The organism is Novosphingobium sp. LASN5T (genome assembly GCF_003856955.1).
Lineage (GTDB): Bacteria > Pseudomonadota > Alphaproteobacteria > Sphingomonadales > Sphingomonadaceae > Novosphingobium.
Map to the genome: position 1 here is coordinate 74,117 of NZ_RQSI01000014.1, position 14,826 is coordinate 88,942.

General features: G+C 65.9%; 16 protein-coding genes. 2 read left to right on the top strand and 14 right to left on the bottom strand.

From position 1 onward, the window contains the following. Position 1 precedes the first annotated feature (1 nt). From EH199_RS11355 to EH199_RS11365, 3 genes are read right to left on the bottom strand one after another with little or no spacing between them, the layout of a single operon-like run. Positions 2-1,603: a carboxyl transferase domain-containing protein gene (locus EH199_RS11355; RefSeq protein WP_124809366.1), complete on the bottom strand. Its 1,602-nt coding sequence runs from the start codon at positions 1,601-1,603 to the stop codon at positions 2-4. After that, positions 1,600-2,004, bottom strand: a complete 405-nt coding sequence (locus EH199_RS11360; RefSeq protein WP_223806630.1) for an ester cyclase — start codon at positions 2,002-2,004, stop codon at positions 1,600-1,602. Before EH199_RS11360 ends, EH199_RS11355 begins: the two co-directional genes overlap by 4 nt. Positions 2,005-2,015: 11 nt before the next feature. Next, complete coding sequence (locus tag EH199_RS11365) at positions 2,016-3,182, bottom strand: isovaleryl-CoA dehydrogenase (protein WP_124809368.1); 1,167 nt, start codon at positions 3,180-3,182, stop codon at positions 2,016-2,018. Between the two features lie 180 nt (positions 3,183-3,362). Between EH199_RS11365 and EH199_RS11370 the strand changes: the two genes are divergently transcribed. Beyond that, on the top strand, positions 3,363-4,208 hold the full coding sequence (locus EH199_RS11370) for a LysR family transcriptional regulator (RefSeq protein WP_124809369.1): 846 nt from the start codon (positions 3,363-3,365) through the stop codon (positions 4,206-4,208). A 22-nt stretch (positions 4,209-4,230) separates the two neighbouring features. On the opposite strand, the gene EH199_RS24395 is transcribed toward EH199_RS11370, so the two are convergent. The 11 genes from EH199_RS24395 to rpsM form a co-directional block, all read right to left on the bottom strand. Next, on the bottom strand, positions 4,231-4,434 hold the full coding sequence (locus tag EH199_RS24395; protein WP_124809370.1) for a hypothetical protein: 204 nt from the start codon (positions 4,432-4,434) through the stop codon (positions 4,231-4,233). Positions 4,435-4,526: 92 nt separating this feature from the next. Then, positions 4,527-5,312: an NUDIX domain-containing protein gene (locus EH199_RS11380; protein ID WP_190287234.1), complete on the bottom strand. Its 786-nt coding sequence runs from the start codon at positions 5,310-5,312 to the stop codon at positions 4,527-4,529. 405 nt (positions 5,313-5,717) lie between these two features. After that, a complete protein-coding gene (grxD, locus tag EH199_RS11385) occupies positions 5,718-6,053 on the bottom strand; it encodes a Grx4 family monothiol glutaredoxin (RefSeq protein ID WP_124809371.1) in 336 nt (111 codons plus the stop codon). A 79-nt stretch (positions 6,054-6,132) separates the two neighbouring features. Next, the gene (locus EH199_RS11390) at positions 6,133-6,363 is read right to left on the bottom strand and encodes a BolA/IbaG family iron-sulfur metabolism protein (protein ID WP_124809372.1); all 231 of its coding nucleotides are present in this window, start codon (positions 6,361-6,363) and stop codon (positions 6,133-6,135) included. Then, complete coding sequence (locus tag EH199_RS11395) at positions 6,363-6,686, bottom strand: DUF1476 domain-containing protein (RefSeq protein WP_124809373.1); 324 nt, start codon at positions 6,684-6,686, stop codon at positions 6,363-6,365. Before EH199_RS11395 ends, EH199_RS11390 begins: the two co-directional genes overlap by 1 nt. 92 nt (positions 6,687-6,778) lie before the next feature. Continuing rightward, a complete protein-coding gene (locus tag EH199_RS11400) occupies positions 6,779-9,001 on the bottom strand; it encodes a prolyl oligopeptidase family protein (RefSeq protein WP_124809374.1) in 2,223 nt (740 codons plus the stop codon). A 103-nt stretch (positions 9,002-9,104) separates the two neighbouring features. Continuing rightward, complete coding sequence (locus EH199_RS11405) at positions 9,105-11,273, bottom strand: prolyl oligopeptidase family protein (RefSeq protein WP_124809375.1); 2,169 nt, start codon at positions 11,271-11,273, stop codon at positions 9,105-9,107. Positions 11,274-11,424: 151 nt separating this feature from the next. Then, positions 11,425-11,850 (bottom strand): 50S ribosomal protein L17, encoded by a 426-nt coding sequence (gene rplQ, locus EH199_RS11410; protein WP_124809376.1) that lies wholly within the window; start codon positions 11,848-11,850, stop codon positions 11,425-11,427. A 117-nt stretch (positions 11,851-11,967) separates the two neighbouring features. Further along, positions 11,968-13,029 carry a DNA-directed RNA polymerase subunit alpha gene (locus tag EH199_RS11415; RefSeq protein WP_124809377.1) on the bottom strand — a complete coding sequence of 354 codons (1,062 nt, stop codon included), beginning with the start codon at positions 13,027-13,029 and terminating at the stop codon, positions 11,968-11,970. Positions 13,030-13,138: 109 nt separating this feature from the next. Continuing rightward, positions 13,139-13,528 carry a 30S ribosomal protein S11 gene (rpsK, locus tag EH199_RS11420; RefSeq protein WP_008065643.1) on the bottom strand — a complete coding sequence of 130 codons (390 nt, stop codon included), beginning with the start codon at positions 13,526-13,528 and terminating at the stop codon, positions 13,139-13,141. 54 nt (positions 13,529-13,582) lie between these two features. Then, positions 13,583-13,951 carry a 30S ribosomal protein S13 gene (rpsM, locus tag EH199_RS11425; protein ID WP_124809378.1) on the bottom strand — a complete coding sequence of 123 codons (369 nt, stop codon included), beginning with the start codon at positions 13,949-13,951 and terminating at the stop codon, positions 13,583-13,585. Positions 13,952-14,453: 502 nt separating this feature from the next. Between rpsM and EH199_RS11430 the strand changes: the two genes are divergently transcribed. Beyond that, positions 14,454-14,792 (top strand): hypothetical protein, encoded by a 339-nt coding sequence (locus tag EH199_RS11430; protein ID WP_124809379.1) that lies wholly within the window; start codon positions 14,454-14,456, stop codon positions 14,790-14,792. Positions 14,793-14,826: the final 34 nt, after the last annotated feature.

A 14,826-nucleotide genomic window follows, 5' to 3' on the forward strand; every position in this document is an offset into this window, starting at 1 on the left:
ATTACATCCTGAACACCCCGAAGCGGGGCGCCTCCGCAACCGGGGCTTCGAGCGTTGCCGCCAGCGCCAACCCGAGCACGTCGCGCGTCTGGGCGGGATCGATCACGCCATCGTCCCACAGGCGGGCGGTGGCGTACCACGGGTTGCCCTCGTCCTCGTACTTCTGGCGGACCGGCGCCTTGAACGCTTCGGCCTCCTCCGCCGTCCAGGTGGCGGCATCGCGATGGACCGTGGCGAGCACCGCGGCGGCCTGTTCGCCGCCCATCACGCTGATCCGGCTGTTGGGCCAGGAAAACAGGAAGCGCGGCTCATAGGCGCGGCCGCACATGCCGTAATTGCCGGCGCCGAAGCTGCCGCCGATCAGCACGGTGATCTTGGGCACGCTGGCGGTGGCCACAGCCGTCACCAGCTTCGCGCCGTGCTTGGCGATGCCTTCAGCCTCGTACTTGCCGCCGACCATGAAGCCCGAGATGTTCTGGAGGAACAGCAGCGGAATGCGGCGCTGGCACGCCAGTTCGATGAAATGCGCGCCCTTCTGCGCGCTTTCGGAAAAGAGCACGCCGTTGTTGGCAAGGATCGCCACCGGCATACCCCAGATATGCGCGAAGCCGCAGACCAGCGTGGTGCCGTAGTGGGCCTTGAACTCGTGAAACTCGCTGCCATCGACCAGCCGCGCGATCACTTCCCGGACATCGTAGGGCGCGCGCACGTCCTCGGGCACGATCGCGTAGAGCTCTTCCGCATCGTACTTCGGCGGGCGCGGTTCGCGGCGGGCGATGCCAGCATCCCCCGCCGATCCCAGATGCGAAACGATGTCGCGCACGATGGTCAGCGCGTGCTCGTCGTTCTCGGCCAGATGATCGACCACGCCGGACTTGCGCGCGTGGAGATCGCCGCCGCCCAGATCCTCGGCGCTGATCTCCTCGCCGGTGGCGGCCTTCACCAGCGGCGGGCCGGCCAGGAAGATCGTGCCCTGCTTGCGCACGATCACCGTCTCGTCCGACATCGCCGGGACATAGGCGCCGCCCGCCGTGCAGCTGCCCATCACGCAGGCGATCTGCGGCACGCCCTCGGCGCTCATGTTGGCCTGGTTGAAGAAGATGCGGCCGAAGTGATCGCGATCGGGAAAGACCTCGGCCTGGTGTGGCAGGTTGGCCCCGCCGCTATCGACCAGATAGATGCACGGCAGCCGGTTCTGGCGCGCGATGTCCTGCGCGCGCAGGTGCTTCTTGACCGTCAGCGGATAGTACGTGCCGCCCTTCACCGTGGCATCGTTGGCCACGATCACGCACTGGCGGCCCGATACGCGGCCGATCGCGGTAATCACGCCGGCGCCCGGCACCTCGTCGCCATAGAGGCCGCCGGCGGCAAGCTGGCTCAGTTCCAGCAGCGGCGATCCGGGATCGAGCAGCCGCTCCACCCGATCGCGCGGCAGCAGCTTGCCCCGCGCGACATGCCGCTCGCGCGATCGCGCATCGCCGCCCAGCGCCGTGCGGGCCACGCGATCGCGCAAGTCCCGCGCCAGCGCGCGGTTGTGCGCGGCACGCGCCTGCGCCTCGGGGCTGGAAAGGTCGATATTGGAGGAGAGGACGGGGCCGCTCATGCTGCACCCTGCATCGAAAGTGACTCCGCCGATTGCACCATTTCCCAGGTGTTCCATTCCTCGAAGACTTGCCCATGCCGGATCACCGCCAGGTTGATGCCAATCATCGTCATCGCCTCGCCGCTCTCGCGGCTGCGGACACGGGCCGTCATGCGGGTTGCCACCTTGTCGCCGTCGGCGAACTGGTCCTCGATCACGAAGGCATCTGGCGCGTAGTCGAAGATTGCATGGAAGTTCAGGATGCTCTGGCGAAACCCGGCCCAGTCCCGGTCCCCGGCGGAGGTGTGGCCCAGATAGCTGGGGGCGATCAGCGACTCCATCGCATCCACATCGGCCCGCGCGTAGCAATCGATCAGCCGTCGGAACACGGCCTTCTTGTCTTCGGCAGTCTCCGCCACCATCGCCACTCCCCCTAACCCTGCGCCCCGATAAGTTCCCGCCCGATCAGCATGCGGCGAACTTCGTTCGTGCCGGCGCCGATGTCGAGCAGCTTCGCATCGCGCAGGAAGCGTTCGACCGGCCAATCCTTGGTATAGCCGGCCCCGCCCAGCGCCTGCACCGCCTCGCCCGCCGCGCGGAAGGCGTTCTCGCTGGCCAGCAGGATCGCGCCAGCCGCGTCGAAACGGGTGGTCTGCCCGGCATCGCAGGCGCGCGCCACGGCATAGACATAGGCCCGCGCCGATTGCAGCGCGACGTACATGTCCGCGATCTTGGCCTGCATCAGCTGGAACGCGCCGATCGGCTTGCCGAACTGCTTGCGTTCGCGGACATAGGGGATGACCGTATCGAGGCAGGCCTGCATGATGCCGAGCTGGAGGCCCGCCAGCACGACGCGCTCGTAATCGAGGCCCGACATCAGCACGCCCACGCCGCCGTGCAGCGGCCCCATCACGTTCTCTTCGGGCACGAAGCAGTCGTTGAACACCAGCTCCGCCGTGGGCGAGCCGCGCATCCCCATCTTGTCGATCTTCTGGCCGATCGAGAAGCCATCGAAGTCCTTCTCGATCAGGAAGGCGGTGATCCCGCGCGATCCCGATTCCGGCGCGGTCTTGGCATAGACCACCAACGTATCGGCATAGGTCGCGTTGGTGATCCAGAACTTGGTGCCGTTGAGGACATAGCCGCCCGAGGTGGCATCGGCGCGCAGCTTCATGCCGACGACGTCCGACCCGGCGCCCGCTTCCGACATGGCAAGGCTGCCGACATGCTCGCCCGAGATCAGGCCCGGCAGGTACTTCGCCTTCTGCGCGTCCGTGCCCCAGCGGCGGATCTGGTTGACGCAAAGGTTGGAATGCGCGCCATAGGACAGGCCGATCGAGGCCGATGCCCGGCTCACTTCCTCCACCGCGATCACGTGATCGAGATAGCCGAGGCCCAGGCCGCCCCATTCCTCTTCCACGGTGATGCCGTGCAGGCCCAGCTCGCCCATCGCCGGCCACAGCTCGCGCGCGAACCAGTCCTCCGCGTCGATCCTCGCCGCCAGCGGCGCGATCTTCTCGTCGGCGAAGCGCGCGGCGCTTTCGCGGATCATCAGGGCGGTTTCAGGCAGGCCGAAATCGAAATCAGGCGTCGCGCGCACGGCATCCTCCCAAGACTTGCCCGGATACGCCTGAGACAGCGCACCCCGCAGCCATCAGCAATCGACGGGACGAGGCGCGGCCGGTAAAGGCCGCACGCATCCTGTCCCACGCCCCTTGATACCATCGATGATATCGTCGGCGAAATTGAAACATCGCGCGAAGTTCGATAGATAAAATCTATGATGAAACGCACCCATCTGCGCCAGTTCCTGGCGGTCGTGGAAACCGGCGGCTTCACCGCCGCCGCGCGGCGCGTCAACGTGACGCAGCCCACCTTGTCAGTGGGCATTGCCGAGCTGGAGCGGCTGGTCGGCGCGCCGCTGTTCGTGCGCGACCGGCGCAACGTGCGATTGACCGAGGCCGGCAACCGCCTGCTGGCCCATGCCCGCGCCATCGAGCGGGAGTTCCGGCTGGCCGAGGCCAGCCTGCGCAGCGAGGCCGACCTCGCCCCGCCGCTGCGACTGGGCATCCTCGCATCGTTGCCGACAGCCTTCCTGACCCGGTTGAGCGCGCGCTTCGCCGGGCCGGAACCGCTGGTGCTGACCGAAGGGAGCGATGCCGAACTGCGGCGCAAGCTGGGCGAAGGGCAGATCGACGCCGCGCTGACCCTGCTGCGCGAAGGCGAGGATGCCGCGTCCGTCATCGACGAAGGCTATCGCATGATGCTGCCGGCAAGCCACCGCCTGGCGGGGCGCGCGACGCTCGATCCGGCCGAACTGGCGAGCGAAACCATGATCGCGCGCCGGTCCTGCGAACTGCTTGCCGAAACCAGCCGCTTCTTCACGCAGCGCGGGGTGCGGCCCCGCTTCCTGCTGCGCAGCGCCAACGACGACCGCTGCATGGCGATGGTGCGCGCCGGCATGGGCGTGACCACGGCGCCGGAATCGCTCCGCTGCGAAGGCGTCGTCGCCGTGCCGCTCGACGGATACGACTTCCGCCGCCGCATCGGCCTGATAGATGGCAAGACGCAGCGCGATGATGCCCGGTCCGCCCTGCGGCTGGCCTGCGACAGCGCGATCGGCTGAATCTGTCCGGCGTCGCCGCTGGTCAACCGCCCTTCCACACCGCCCAGCCGACGATGGCCCAGAGCGTGAGCGACAGCATCAGCGGCGCGGTGGCGCGCACCGCCACAAGCGCGACGCGCGCACCGTGACGGTGCCACGCAGCGGAGGTAAGATCAACGTCCGGCGCGCGTTCGCCTTCGGTGGACGGGAGGGACATATCGAACGGGTGTTGGCATTCGGCTGGCATAGGCGGTCTCCAATCCGCAATATGCCTGCTTGATGCGCCCGTTTGCCTATGAGCCCCCTCCGCGCCAACCCTACGGACATATACGCAGGCCGCTAACCGCGCATCGCGCTGTCGATCGGCTCCGCGTGGACCGGATACCCCGCGTCCTCAGGGATGGTCAGCCATCTCGCCCCATCGCGCACGGCGACCGCCGGCGTGATCGTGACCACCGGTGTCGCCCGCGCGTGTTCGAGGCACGCCGCAAAGTCGTCGAACTGGGCCAGCCGTTCCAGATTGCGCCGCGTCGGGAAGATCACCTGAATTTCGCCCAGATCCGCCAGCCGCAGCGCCTCGCGCGCGCTGGCCCAGAACAGGTGCGTATTTTCCGTGGCATCGACCGCCACGTCCACCGCCCCGGTTCCCAGGTCGGCAATATAGAAGCGCGTGTCGAAGATGCGGGGCGCGCGGTGCTTCGGCAACCAACGCGCAAACGGGGTCAGCCGGTCGAGCGCGAGCTGCCAGCCGAACGCCTCCAGCACCGGCGCCAGCGCGCCCCGTTCGATCAGCATCCGGCGTGCGGCCACCGCCGTCTCCGCCGTCACGTTTCCGACAACGCCGATGGCCAGCCCGGATTCCTCCAGCGTCTCGCGGATCGCCGCCACGCGTGCGGCGGCATCGTCCAGATCGAGATCGCTGCGAACACGCTCCGCCAGATCGTAGTCCGCCCGGTCGATCCTTCCACCGGGAAAGACCGTGGCGCCGCCCGCGAACCGCATCGCGCCGGAGCGTTCGAGCAGCAGCACCTGCGCCGCGCCGCCGGCCGGGTCGCGGCGGAACACCACCAGCGTTGCTGCCGGAATGGCGAGAGGCAAATTATCGGCGTCGTCGAAATCTTCCATGCAATCCCAGCCATCCCGCGCGTGTTTTGCAGCATCATGCTCGTGCCACCGCGGCTTGCCAAGCTGCCCCTTTTCTCGGGGGTGTCGGAAACCTTGACAATGGAGCGAAATGGGAGACGGCGCATCGTGCCAAAACCTCCATTTTCAAGGGAATTTGAAAACTGGCACGGGTCGTGCTTATGGAGAGATGTCCCGAGAATAGTCTTCTTGAGGGGCGGAACCCGACCTGGTCTCCCAAGGGTTCCGCCTCTTCCCGGGGCTCCCGCACCGACGACATCGGCATAAAAAAACGCGGTCCATCCGGAGATGGAGCCGCGTTCATTCGATTGCCAACCGATGTAAAACGATCTGTCGGTGAATTTTACATTTGCCGCGCAAACGCCCGATCGGATTGGCGAAACCGCGTTACTGCGCGGAAACGCCCGAATCCTGCAAAAGCTGCTGCAATTCACCGTCCTGGAACATTTCCATCATGATGTCCGAGCCGCCAACGAACTCGCCCTTGACGTAAAGCTGAGGAATCGTCGGCCAATCCGAAAACTCCTTGATGCCCTGGCGGACTTCCATGTCCTGCAACACGTCGACGCTGGCGTATTCCACGCCCAGGTGATCGAGGATGGCGATGGCCTTGCTGGAAAATCCGCATTGCGGAAACAGCGGCGTGCCCTTCATGAAAAGGACGACGTCATTGCCGTTCACGATCTCGGCGATACGGGCCTGTGTGGCATTCTGGGTCGACATGGCGGAGGAATTCCTTTCTCGCCGCTCAAACTGGGAACTGCGGTCGCCAGTTACAAGCGCCTTTGCGCAGGTTCTGCGTTCAGGCGGCGGCCGTGGTCAATTGCAAGGCGTGCAGCACACCGCCCATGCGGCCACCCAGCGCGGCATAGACCGCCTTGTGCTGGGCCACGCGCGACAACCCCTGGAACGAAGGCGACACGACATGGGCGGCATAGTGATCGCCATCGCCGGCAAGATCGGTGATGGTCACCTCTGCATCCGGCAGCGCGGCGCGGATCATCGCCTCGATCTCGGCCGCCGCCATCGCCATCAGGCTTCGCCCATCAGCTGTCGGCGAGCATCCACCGCCTTGGCGTCCATCGCCGCGCGGATTTCGGCCTCGTCGGTTTCGACTCCGGCCGATACCAGATCGCCCAGCAGCTTGCGGATCACGTCCTCGTCACCGGCTTCCTCGAAATCCGCCTGGACGACGGACTTGGCATAGGCTTCGGTTTCGGCGGCATCGAGACCCATGCGTTCGGCCGCCCACTGCCCCAGCAGGCGGTTGCGCCGCGCATGAATGCGAAACAGCGTTTCCTCGTCACGCGCGAACTTCGCTTCTTCGGCGCGCTCGCGATCGTCAAACATCGTCATGGCCAGTAAGTCCCTTCGGTCTTTCCCGAAGCGGATAATGAGCCTGCGCCCAGCCCGCAAGGGCGCATCGCGGTTTTCGCCTCCGCTGGCGGCTATTCCACCTTCAGTCCCGTCCAGTAGGCTAGGAACGAAAGCACGTCCGCGCCGGAAGCGATGATCTTCTCCACCGGCTTGCCCGATCCGTGGCCGGCCTTGCTTTCCACCCGCAGCAGATGCGGCTTGTCGCCGGTATCGCTGGCCTGCAGCGCGGCAACATACTTGAAGCTGTGCGCGGGAACGACCCGGTCGTCGGTATCCGCCGTGGTCACCAGCACCGCCGGGTAAGCCGCACTGTGCACGTTGTGATAGGGCGAATAGGCGCGCAGCACGCGCCAGTCCGCTTCCTTTTCAGGGCTGCCGTAGTCGTCCACCCAGAACCGGCCCGACGTGAACCGGTCGAACCGCAGCATGTCCATCACCCCCACATCGGGGTTGGCCGCCGCGAACAGGTCGGGCCGCTGGTTGACCACCGCGCCCACCAGCAACCCGCCGTTGGAGCCGCCCTGCACCGCCAGCCCGTCACGCGGGGTGATGCCCTGGCGGATCAGGTATTCGCCCGCGGCGATGAAATCGTCGAAGCTGTTCTGCTTCCGGTCCAGCCTTCCTGCGTCATGCCAGGCCTTGCCGAACTCCCCGCCCCCGCGAATGTTGGCCAGCGCAAACACCCCGCCCGATTGCAGCCACGCCATCCGCACCGCCGAAAAGCCCGGCGTCAGCGAAATGTCGAAGCCGCCATAGCCGTAGAGCAGCGTGGGCGCGGCCTTGTTGGCCTGCGCCAGCGCCTTGCTGCGCACGATGTACATCGGCACCATCGTGCCGTCCTTCGACGGATAGGTGCGCTGCTCCACCACGTAGTCCGCCGGGTTGAAGGCCAGGCGCGGCATGATGAACGGCGTCGCCTTGCCCGAACGCATGTCGAAGCGGAAGATCGCCGGAGGCTGGTTGAAGCTGGAGAACTGGTAGAACGTCTCGGGATCGCCAGGTCGACCCACGAACCCGCTGGCCGATCCGATCGTGTCGAGCGTGATCGCGCGCGAGGGACGCCCGGCGAAATCGGTAACCATCGCCGTCCGCGCACCGTCATGCAGGTAGGACAGGATCAGGCGGTTGCCGATGATGGCCCCGCTGTCGAGCGTGTCGGTCCGCTCCGGGATCACCTCCTGCCAGGCGGGAGTCTCGCGCGACAGATCCAGCCGCGTCATGCGGTAATGCGGGGCGCCGGCATTGGTGATGAACCACAGCCGGTCCCCCATGCCTTCCACGAACTTCCAGTCGTGTTCGAAATCGGGGACGATCGCGCGGACCGGCCATTCGCCCTTCACGTGATGGCGCAGGTCGATCACATGGACGGCGTGGCGCGGCAGGGTGCTGATCTCGCTGGTGATGACCGCCCAGCGCCCGTCCGAACTCACCATGGCCTTGTGCGACCACTCGGGATGATCGGGGGTGGCATAGACCAGTTGGTCCTCCGCCTGCGGCGTGCCCACGCGATGATACCAGATCGCCTTGTTGTAGGTGGGCGCGCGGTATTCTTCCCCGGCCGGCGGCTGCGGGAACCGGGAATAGAGGAAGCCCTCGTCGCCGATCCAGCCGATCTGCGTGTCGTTGGCCCAGTCCAGCCTGTCGCCCAGCACCTTGCCGTTTTCGACATCAACAACGCGCACCGTGCGCCAGTCGCTGCCGTCTTCCTGCACCGTGTAGGCCAGCAGGCGCCCGCCGCGCGAAGGCACCCAGGCATCGAGCGCCACCGCCCCGTCCTTCGACCAGCCGTTGGGATCGATCAGCAAGCGCCCCTGCTTGTCCTCCGCACCCTGCACATAGAGGGCGGACTGGTTCTGCAAGCCACCGTTGCGCAGATAGAAATAGTTGCGCCCCGCCTTGCGCGGCAAGCTGAAGCGCTCGAAGTTGAACAGCGCGCGGATGCGGGCTTCCATCGCGCCGCGCCCCGGCAGTTGCGCCAGGTAGGCCGCGCTCGTCGCGTTCTGGCGCTTTACCCAATCGGCCACATCGCCGTTGCTGCGCAAGTCCCCTTCCAGCCAGCGATAGGGATCGGCCACGTCCTGCCCGAAGACATGCTCGACCAGCGGATCGCGCCGGGTGACGGGGTAGGCGGCTTTGGGCAGAACCAGCCGCGCGGGCGGCACGGGCGCATGCTCGGCATGGACGGGCGCAACGTCCATATCGATACCGTCGCTGGCGCTGCCGCCGGCTGCCCATGCCGCCGGGGAAAGAAGCGCCAACACGGCACCCAGCCAGAGGCGTGGCACGCGCGGCATGATCCTGTGTCCTGCTCCCAAACGTATTGCGCAGAATGTCTATCTGCTTGTTTCAACAACCTAGCACCGACCACGGCGCCAAGGCGAGCGCGATTTGCACCGGTTATGGCCGGGGTGACAGGCCCGTCCAGTGCGCCAGGAAGGCATAGACGTCCGCGGTTTCCTCGATCTGCTTGGCCACCGGCTTGCCCGATCCGTGCCCGGCGCGCGTTTCGATGCGGATCAGGTGCGGCTTCGGCCCGATGTCCGCCGCCTGCAACGCCGCCGCGTACTTGAAGCTGTGCCCCGGCACCACGCGATCGTCGGTATCGGCGGTGGTCACCAGAATCGCCGGATAGGCCGCGCCCGCGCGGATGTTGTGGTAGGGGGAATAGGCGCGCAGCACGCGCCAGTCGGCTTCCTTTTCCGGATAGCCATAGTCATCCACCCAATAGCGCCCAGCGGTGAACTGGTCGAAGCGCAGCATGTCCATCACGCCCACCGCCGGATGGGCCGCGGCGAACAGGTCGGGCCGCTGGTTGACCACAGCGCCCACCAGCAACCCGCCGTTGGAGCCACCCTCGATGGCCAGGCCGTTCTTGGGCGTCACACCGTTGGCGATCAGCCATTCGCCGGCCGCGATGAAATCGTCGAACACGTTCTGTTTCTTCGCGCGCCGGCCGGCATCGTGCCAGGCATCGCCATATTCGCCGCCGCCGCGCAGGTTCGCCACGGCATAGGCCCCGCCGCTTTCGAGCCACGCCATGCGCGCGGCGGAATAGGCGGGCGGCAGGCCGATGTTGAAGCCGCCATAGCCGTAGAGGATCGTCGGCACCGGCCCGCTGGCATCCTTGCGCCGCACCACGAACATCGGCACTTTCGTGCCGTCCTTCGACGGGTAGAACACCTGGTCGATGCGGTAGTCTTCCGGCCGGAACGTGAGCTTCACCGGCTGCCACACCGCCGTCTTGCCGCTTGCGCTGTCGAACGCATGGACCGTGCCCGGCGTGGTAAAGCTGGTGAAGGCGAGGTAGCCGTTGGCCCGCCCCGGCTTGCCGCTCAACCCCGCCACCGTGCCCGGCCCCGGCAGCGTCGCCGTGCCCAGCGGCTTTCCATCGAGCGTGAACAGTCGCAATTCGGACTTCACGTCCTTGAGATAGGCCGCGACGATGCGGTCGCCCACGATATGCGCCCATTCGAGATTGCTGTCGCTTTCGGGCACCACGGTCGTGAACACCGGCTCGGGCCCGGACAGGTCCACCCGCACGATCTTCTTGAGCGGCGCGCCATCGCCCGAAACGAACCACAGCCGGTCGCCCACGCCATCGATCAGGTCCCACTGCGCCTTCAGGTCCGGCACCAGCGGCTTCACGGTCCAGTCGCCCCGGCCGATCGGCGCGACATGCACGATCGCCAGCGGGTCGGTGCCTTCATGGCTCGACACGACCATCCAGCGCCCGTCGCTGGTCACGCTGGCGCCGTGCCCCAGCTTGGGGCGGTCCGGCGTCGCATAAACCGCCCGGTCCTGCGACTGGGGCGTGCCCAGCTTGTGGTAATAGATCGTCTGGTCGTAGTTCAGCGCCTGGAAGGCCGCGCCCTGCTTCGGTTCGGGAAAGCGCGAATAGAGCACGCCGTCGTCGCCCGCCCAGGCGATCCCGCTGAACTTCACCCAGCGCAGCTCATCGGCCAGCGATGACCCGTCCGCCGCCCGCACGAATTTCAGCGTGCGCCAGTCCGAACCGCCGTCCTGCACCGTATAGGCCAGCAGGTTGCCATCCGGCGAAGGCTTCCACGCATCGAGCGCGGTCGCCCCGTCCTTTGCCCAGGTGTTCGGATCGAGCAGCACGCGGGCGGTGTCCGCCGGCGCATCCTTGTCGCGCACCAGCAGCTGCGCCTGGTTCATCAACCCGCTGTTATAGGCATAGAACAGCCGGCCGCCCTCTTCCACCGGCACGCCATAGCGCTGGTAATCGAACAGGGCGTGCAACCGCGTCTCGAACGCCGCGCGCTCGGGCAATTGCGCGAGATAGGCGGCGGTGAACGCGCTTTGCGCGGCCACCCACTGCTCCACCGCCGCATCGGTGCGAACATCCGCCTCCAGCCAGCGATAGGGATCGGGCACCTTCTCGCCGAAGGCCTCGTCGACGACGGGGCCGCGTGCCGTGGCGGGATAGGCGGGAAGAACGGGAGTCTGGGATGTCACGGAGGCAGCCTGTGCGGTGAAGAGTGGTACGGTCCCGAGCGCGAGCGCGGTCGCCGATACGAAAAGCCCTGCTGTGCCAATCTTCGCCATGCGCCCTCGTTATCTCTGTCCGGAACCGGACCTCCAACGTAATTCGCCGCGCCCTTGCGGCAAGGCCAACCGCAGGGCAGCAACATAAGAAAACGGGCGGAAGCCACCTGGCCCCGCCCGTTTTCCTGTTTTGCGATGACGCGAAGCGCGATCAGGCGGCTTCGTATTCGTCCTCGTCGGCCGTGATGACCGGGCCGGAATCCTGGCCCTTGGCCGAGGTGTCACGGTCGATCAGTTCGATCACGGCGATCGGCGCGGCGTCCGAAGCGCGGTAACCGGCCTTGATGATGCGGGTATAGCCGCCGTTGCGATCAGCATAGCGGGTGGCCAGCACGTCGAACAGCTTCACCAGCTGCGCATCGTCCAGCAGACGGGCGTGGGCAAGGCGACGGTTGGAAAGGCCGCCCTTCTTGGCCAGCGTGATCAGCTTTTCGATATAGGGACGCAGTTCGCGCGCCTTCGGCAGCGTGGTGGTGATCTGCTCGTGCTTGATCAGCGAGGCAGACAGGTTGCGCAGCAGCGCGATGCGGTGGGACGAGGTACGACCCAGCTTCCGCTGGCCCAGCTTATGACGCATGTTTCTTTCTCCGTTCGTAGGGGGGCCGTATCAGGTACCCCGATCCAGGCGGCCATTGCGGGGCGCCGCCCATTGCCCCATGCAACGAAGCCCCGGCGTTGTGCCGGGGCGACGTGCTTAGCCCAGCAGCTCCTGTTCGAGCTTCTTGGCCATTTCCTCGATGTTTTCCGGCGGCCAGCCGGGGATGTCCATGCCAAGGCGCAGGCCCATCGACGACAGGACTTCCTTGATCTCGTTGAGCGACTTGCGGCCGAAGTTCGGCGTGCGCAGCATCTCGGCCTCGGTCTTCTGGACCAGATCGCCGATGTAGATGATGTTGTCGTTCTTGAGGCAGTTGGCCGAACGCACCGACAGCTCCAGTTCGTCCACCTTCTTGAGCAGGTAGCGGTTGAGCTGGTTGGCGTCGTTCTCTTCCGGCGTGTGCGCAGCAAGGCCGGCCATCGCGGGCACGTGGCCGGTCGGCACCTGATCGTCGAAGTGGACGAACAGCGCCAGCTGGTCCTGCAGGATGCGCGCGGCATAGGCCACGGCGTCTTCCGGCGTCACGGTGCCGTCGGTTTCGACCGTCAGGCTCAGCTTGTCGAAGTCAAGCTCCTGGCCGATACGGGCGTTGTCGACCTTGTAGGAAACCTGGCGTACCGGCGAATAGAGCGAGTCGATCGGGATCAGCCCGATCGGCGCGTCGGCCGGACGGTTCGACACGGCGGGGACATAGCCCTTGCCGGTATCGCACGTCAGTTCCATGTTGAAGGTCGCGCCTTCGTCGAGATGACAGATCACGAGATCCTTGTTCATCACCTCGATGTCGCCGGTCACGGCGATGTCGCCGGCCTTCACTTCGCCCGGTCCGGTCGCCGAAAGCTGGAGACGCTTCGGGCCTTCGCCCTGCATCTTCAGCGCAATCTGCTTCACGTTGAGCACGATGTCGGTCACGTCCTCGCGCACCCCGGCGAGCGACGAGAACTCGTGCAGCACGTTCTCGATCTTGATCGAGGTAACGGCAGCACCCTGCAACGACGAGAGCAGCACGCGGCGAAGCGCATTGCCGAGCGTCAGGCCGAAGCCACGCTCGAGCGGCTCGGCGACGAACGTCGCACGGCGCTTCGGATCAGAGCCGGGCTTGATCTCGAGATTGTTGGGCTTCTTCAGTTCCTGCCAGTTCTTGATGTTGACAGTCATGGAATTCCCCTGGGGTTTGTCGGGACGCCGGTCGTCGACTGAGGGAGCCGCGGACCGATCGGAATTGGGCGGGCGCGTCAGGTACCGTGACGCGCCGCCAAGGGCAGGATCAGACGCGACGGCGCTTCGACGGACGAACGCCGTTGTGCGGGATCGGCGTCACATCGCGGATCGCGGTGATCGTGAAGCCGACCGCCTGCAGCGCGCGCAGCGCGCTTTCGCGACCCGAACCCGGGCCCTTCACTTCGACTTCGAGCGTGCGGACGCCGTGTTCGGCGGCCTTCTTGCCCGCGTCGTCCGCCGCAACCTGCGCGGCATAGGGCGTCGACTTGCGGCTGCCCTTGAAGCCCATCATGCCGGCCGAGGACCAGCTTATGGCGTTGCCCTGGGCGTCGGTGATGGTGATCATGGTGTTATTGAAGCTGGCATTGACGTGCGCGACACCACTGGTGATGTTCTTGCGCTCCCGCCGCTTGATACGCTGAGGTTCGCGAGCCATTTCTTGAAATCCTGTCGAGAAACCGTTGGAAGATCTGCCTTGTAAGGCGCGATCTTACTTCTTCTTGCCGGCGATCGGCTTGGCCTTGCCCTTGCGGGTGCGGGCGTTCGTGTGCGTGCGCTGGCCGCGGACCGGCAGGCCCTTGCGGTGACGCAGGCCGCGATAGCAGGCCAGGTCCATCAGGCGCTTGATGTTCATCGCGGTTTCGCGACGGAGATCGCCTTCCACGGTGTGTTCAGCGTCGATCGTTTCACGGATCTGGAGCACTTCGGCGTCCGACAGATCCTGTACGCGGCGGCTGTGATCAATGCCCAGCTTGTCGGCGATCTGCTTCGCCTTGAACGGGCCGATACCGTGAATGTAAGTCAGCGCAACGATAACACGCTTGTTGGTGGGGATGTTGACCCCGGCAATACGAGCCACTTGTTTCTCCTGCTCCACAGGGGAGGAGCCGATCCGGCCGCAACCCCCATCTCATCGCGTTTCACCCGCTCAACGGCAAAAAGCCCGGACAGCGCAGTCTTGTTCGCGCTTGCCGGACGTCTCCCTGAAATCGAGTGAAAGGCGCGCTTAGGCGGATTCGCAAGCCGCGTCAACAGAAAGCTGCGCGCGCGGAACAAGGCATGACACGATCATGCCACCACGCGAAGCTGCTGTGACAAGCATCATAGCCAAGACCGGGTCCGAGGTCAAAGGAAGCCGATCGCCCTGCGGTCGCGCACCTCCGGTTCGGCCATGTGAGATCCCAATTTACAAGCTTTTACAATCACAAGGTCCGTTCCGGTTTATGATCCGGTCACCGTTCCCCGGGCGCGATTCGGAAGGCTGCACCGCTTCCGGCACGGCCCTTTCGCGTCGGAATGCGGTTTCGCGACGGCGCCCGTGACGGGGAACTGGAAAACGGAATACCGGTGGGAGGCATGACTTGATACGCGTTATCCTTATAGCGACCGCGCTGCTGCTCGCCGCCTGCAGCCTGTTCGGTGGGCCGGCTTCGGCCGATGTCGAGAAGGTAGCGCGTGAACAGATGGTCGCAGGCCTGCCGCCGTCGCTGGAAGCCCATGCCCGCGAAGCGCTGATCACGGCCGCGGCGCGCGCGACTGTCGCCTCCAGCGGCCCGTGCAACGCCGCCAACAGCCCGGACGGCGCCTATGCCTGCACCGTGCAGGTGACCTCCACCCCGCCGGGATCGAGCGCGCCGATCACGCAGCAGTTCGTGGTTGTGCTCAAGAAGGGGCAGAGCGGCTGGGTTTCGGCTTCCTGACCACCACGCCTGTTTGACGCACCCATGGAAAGGC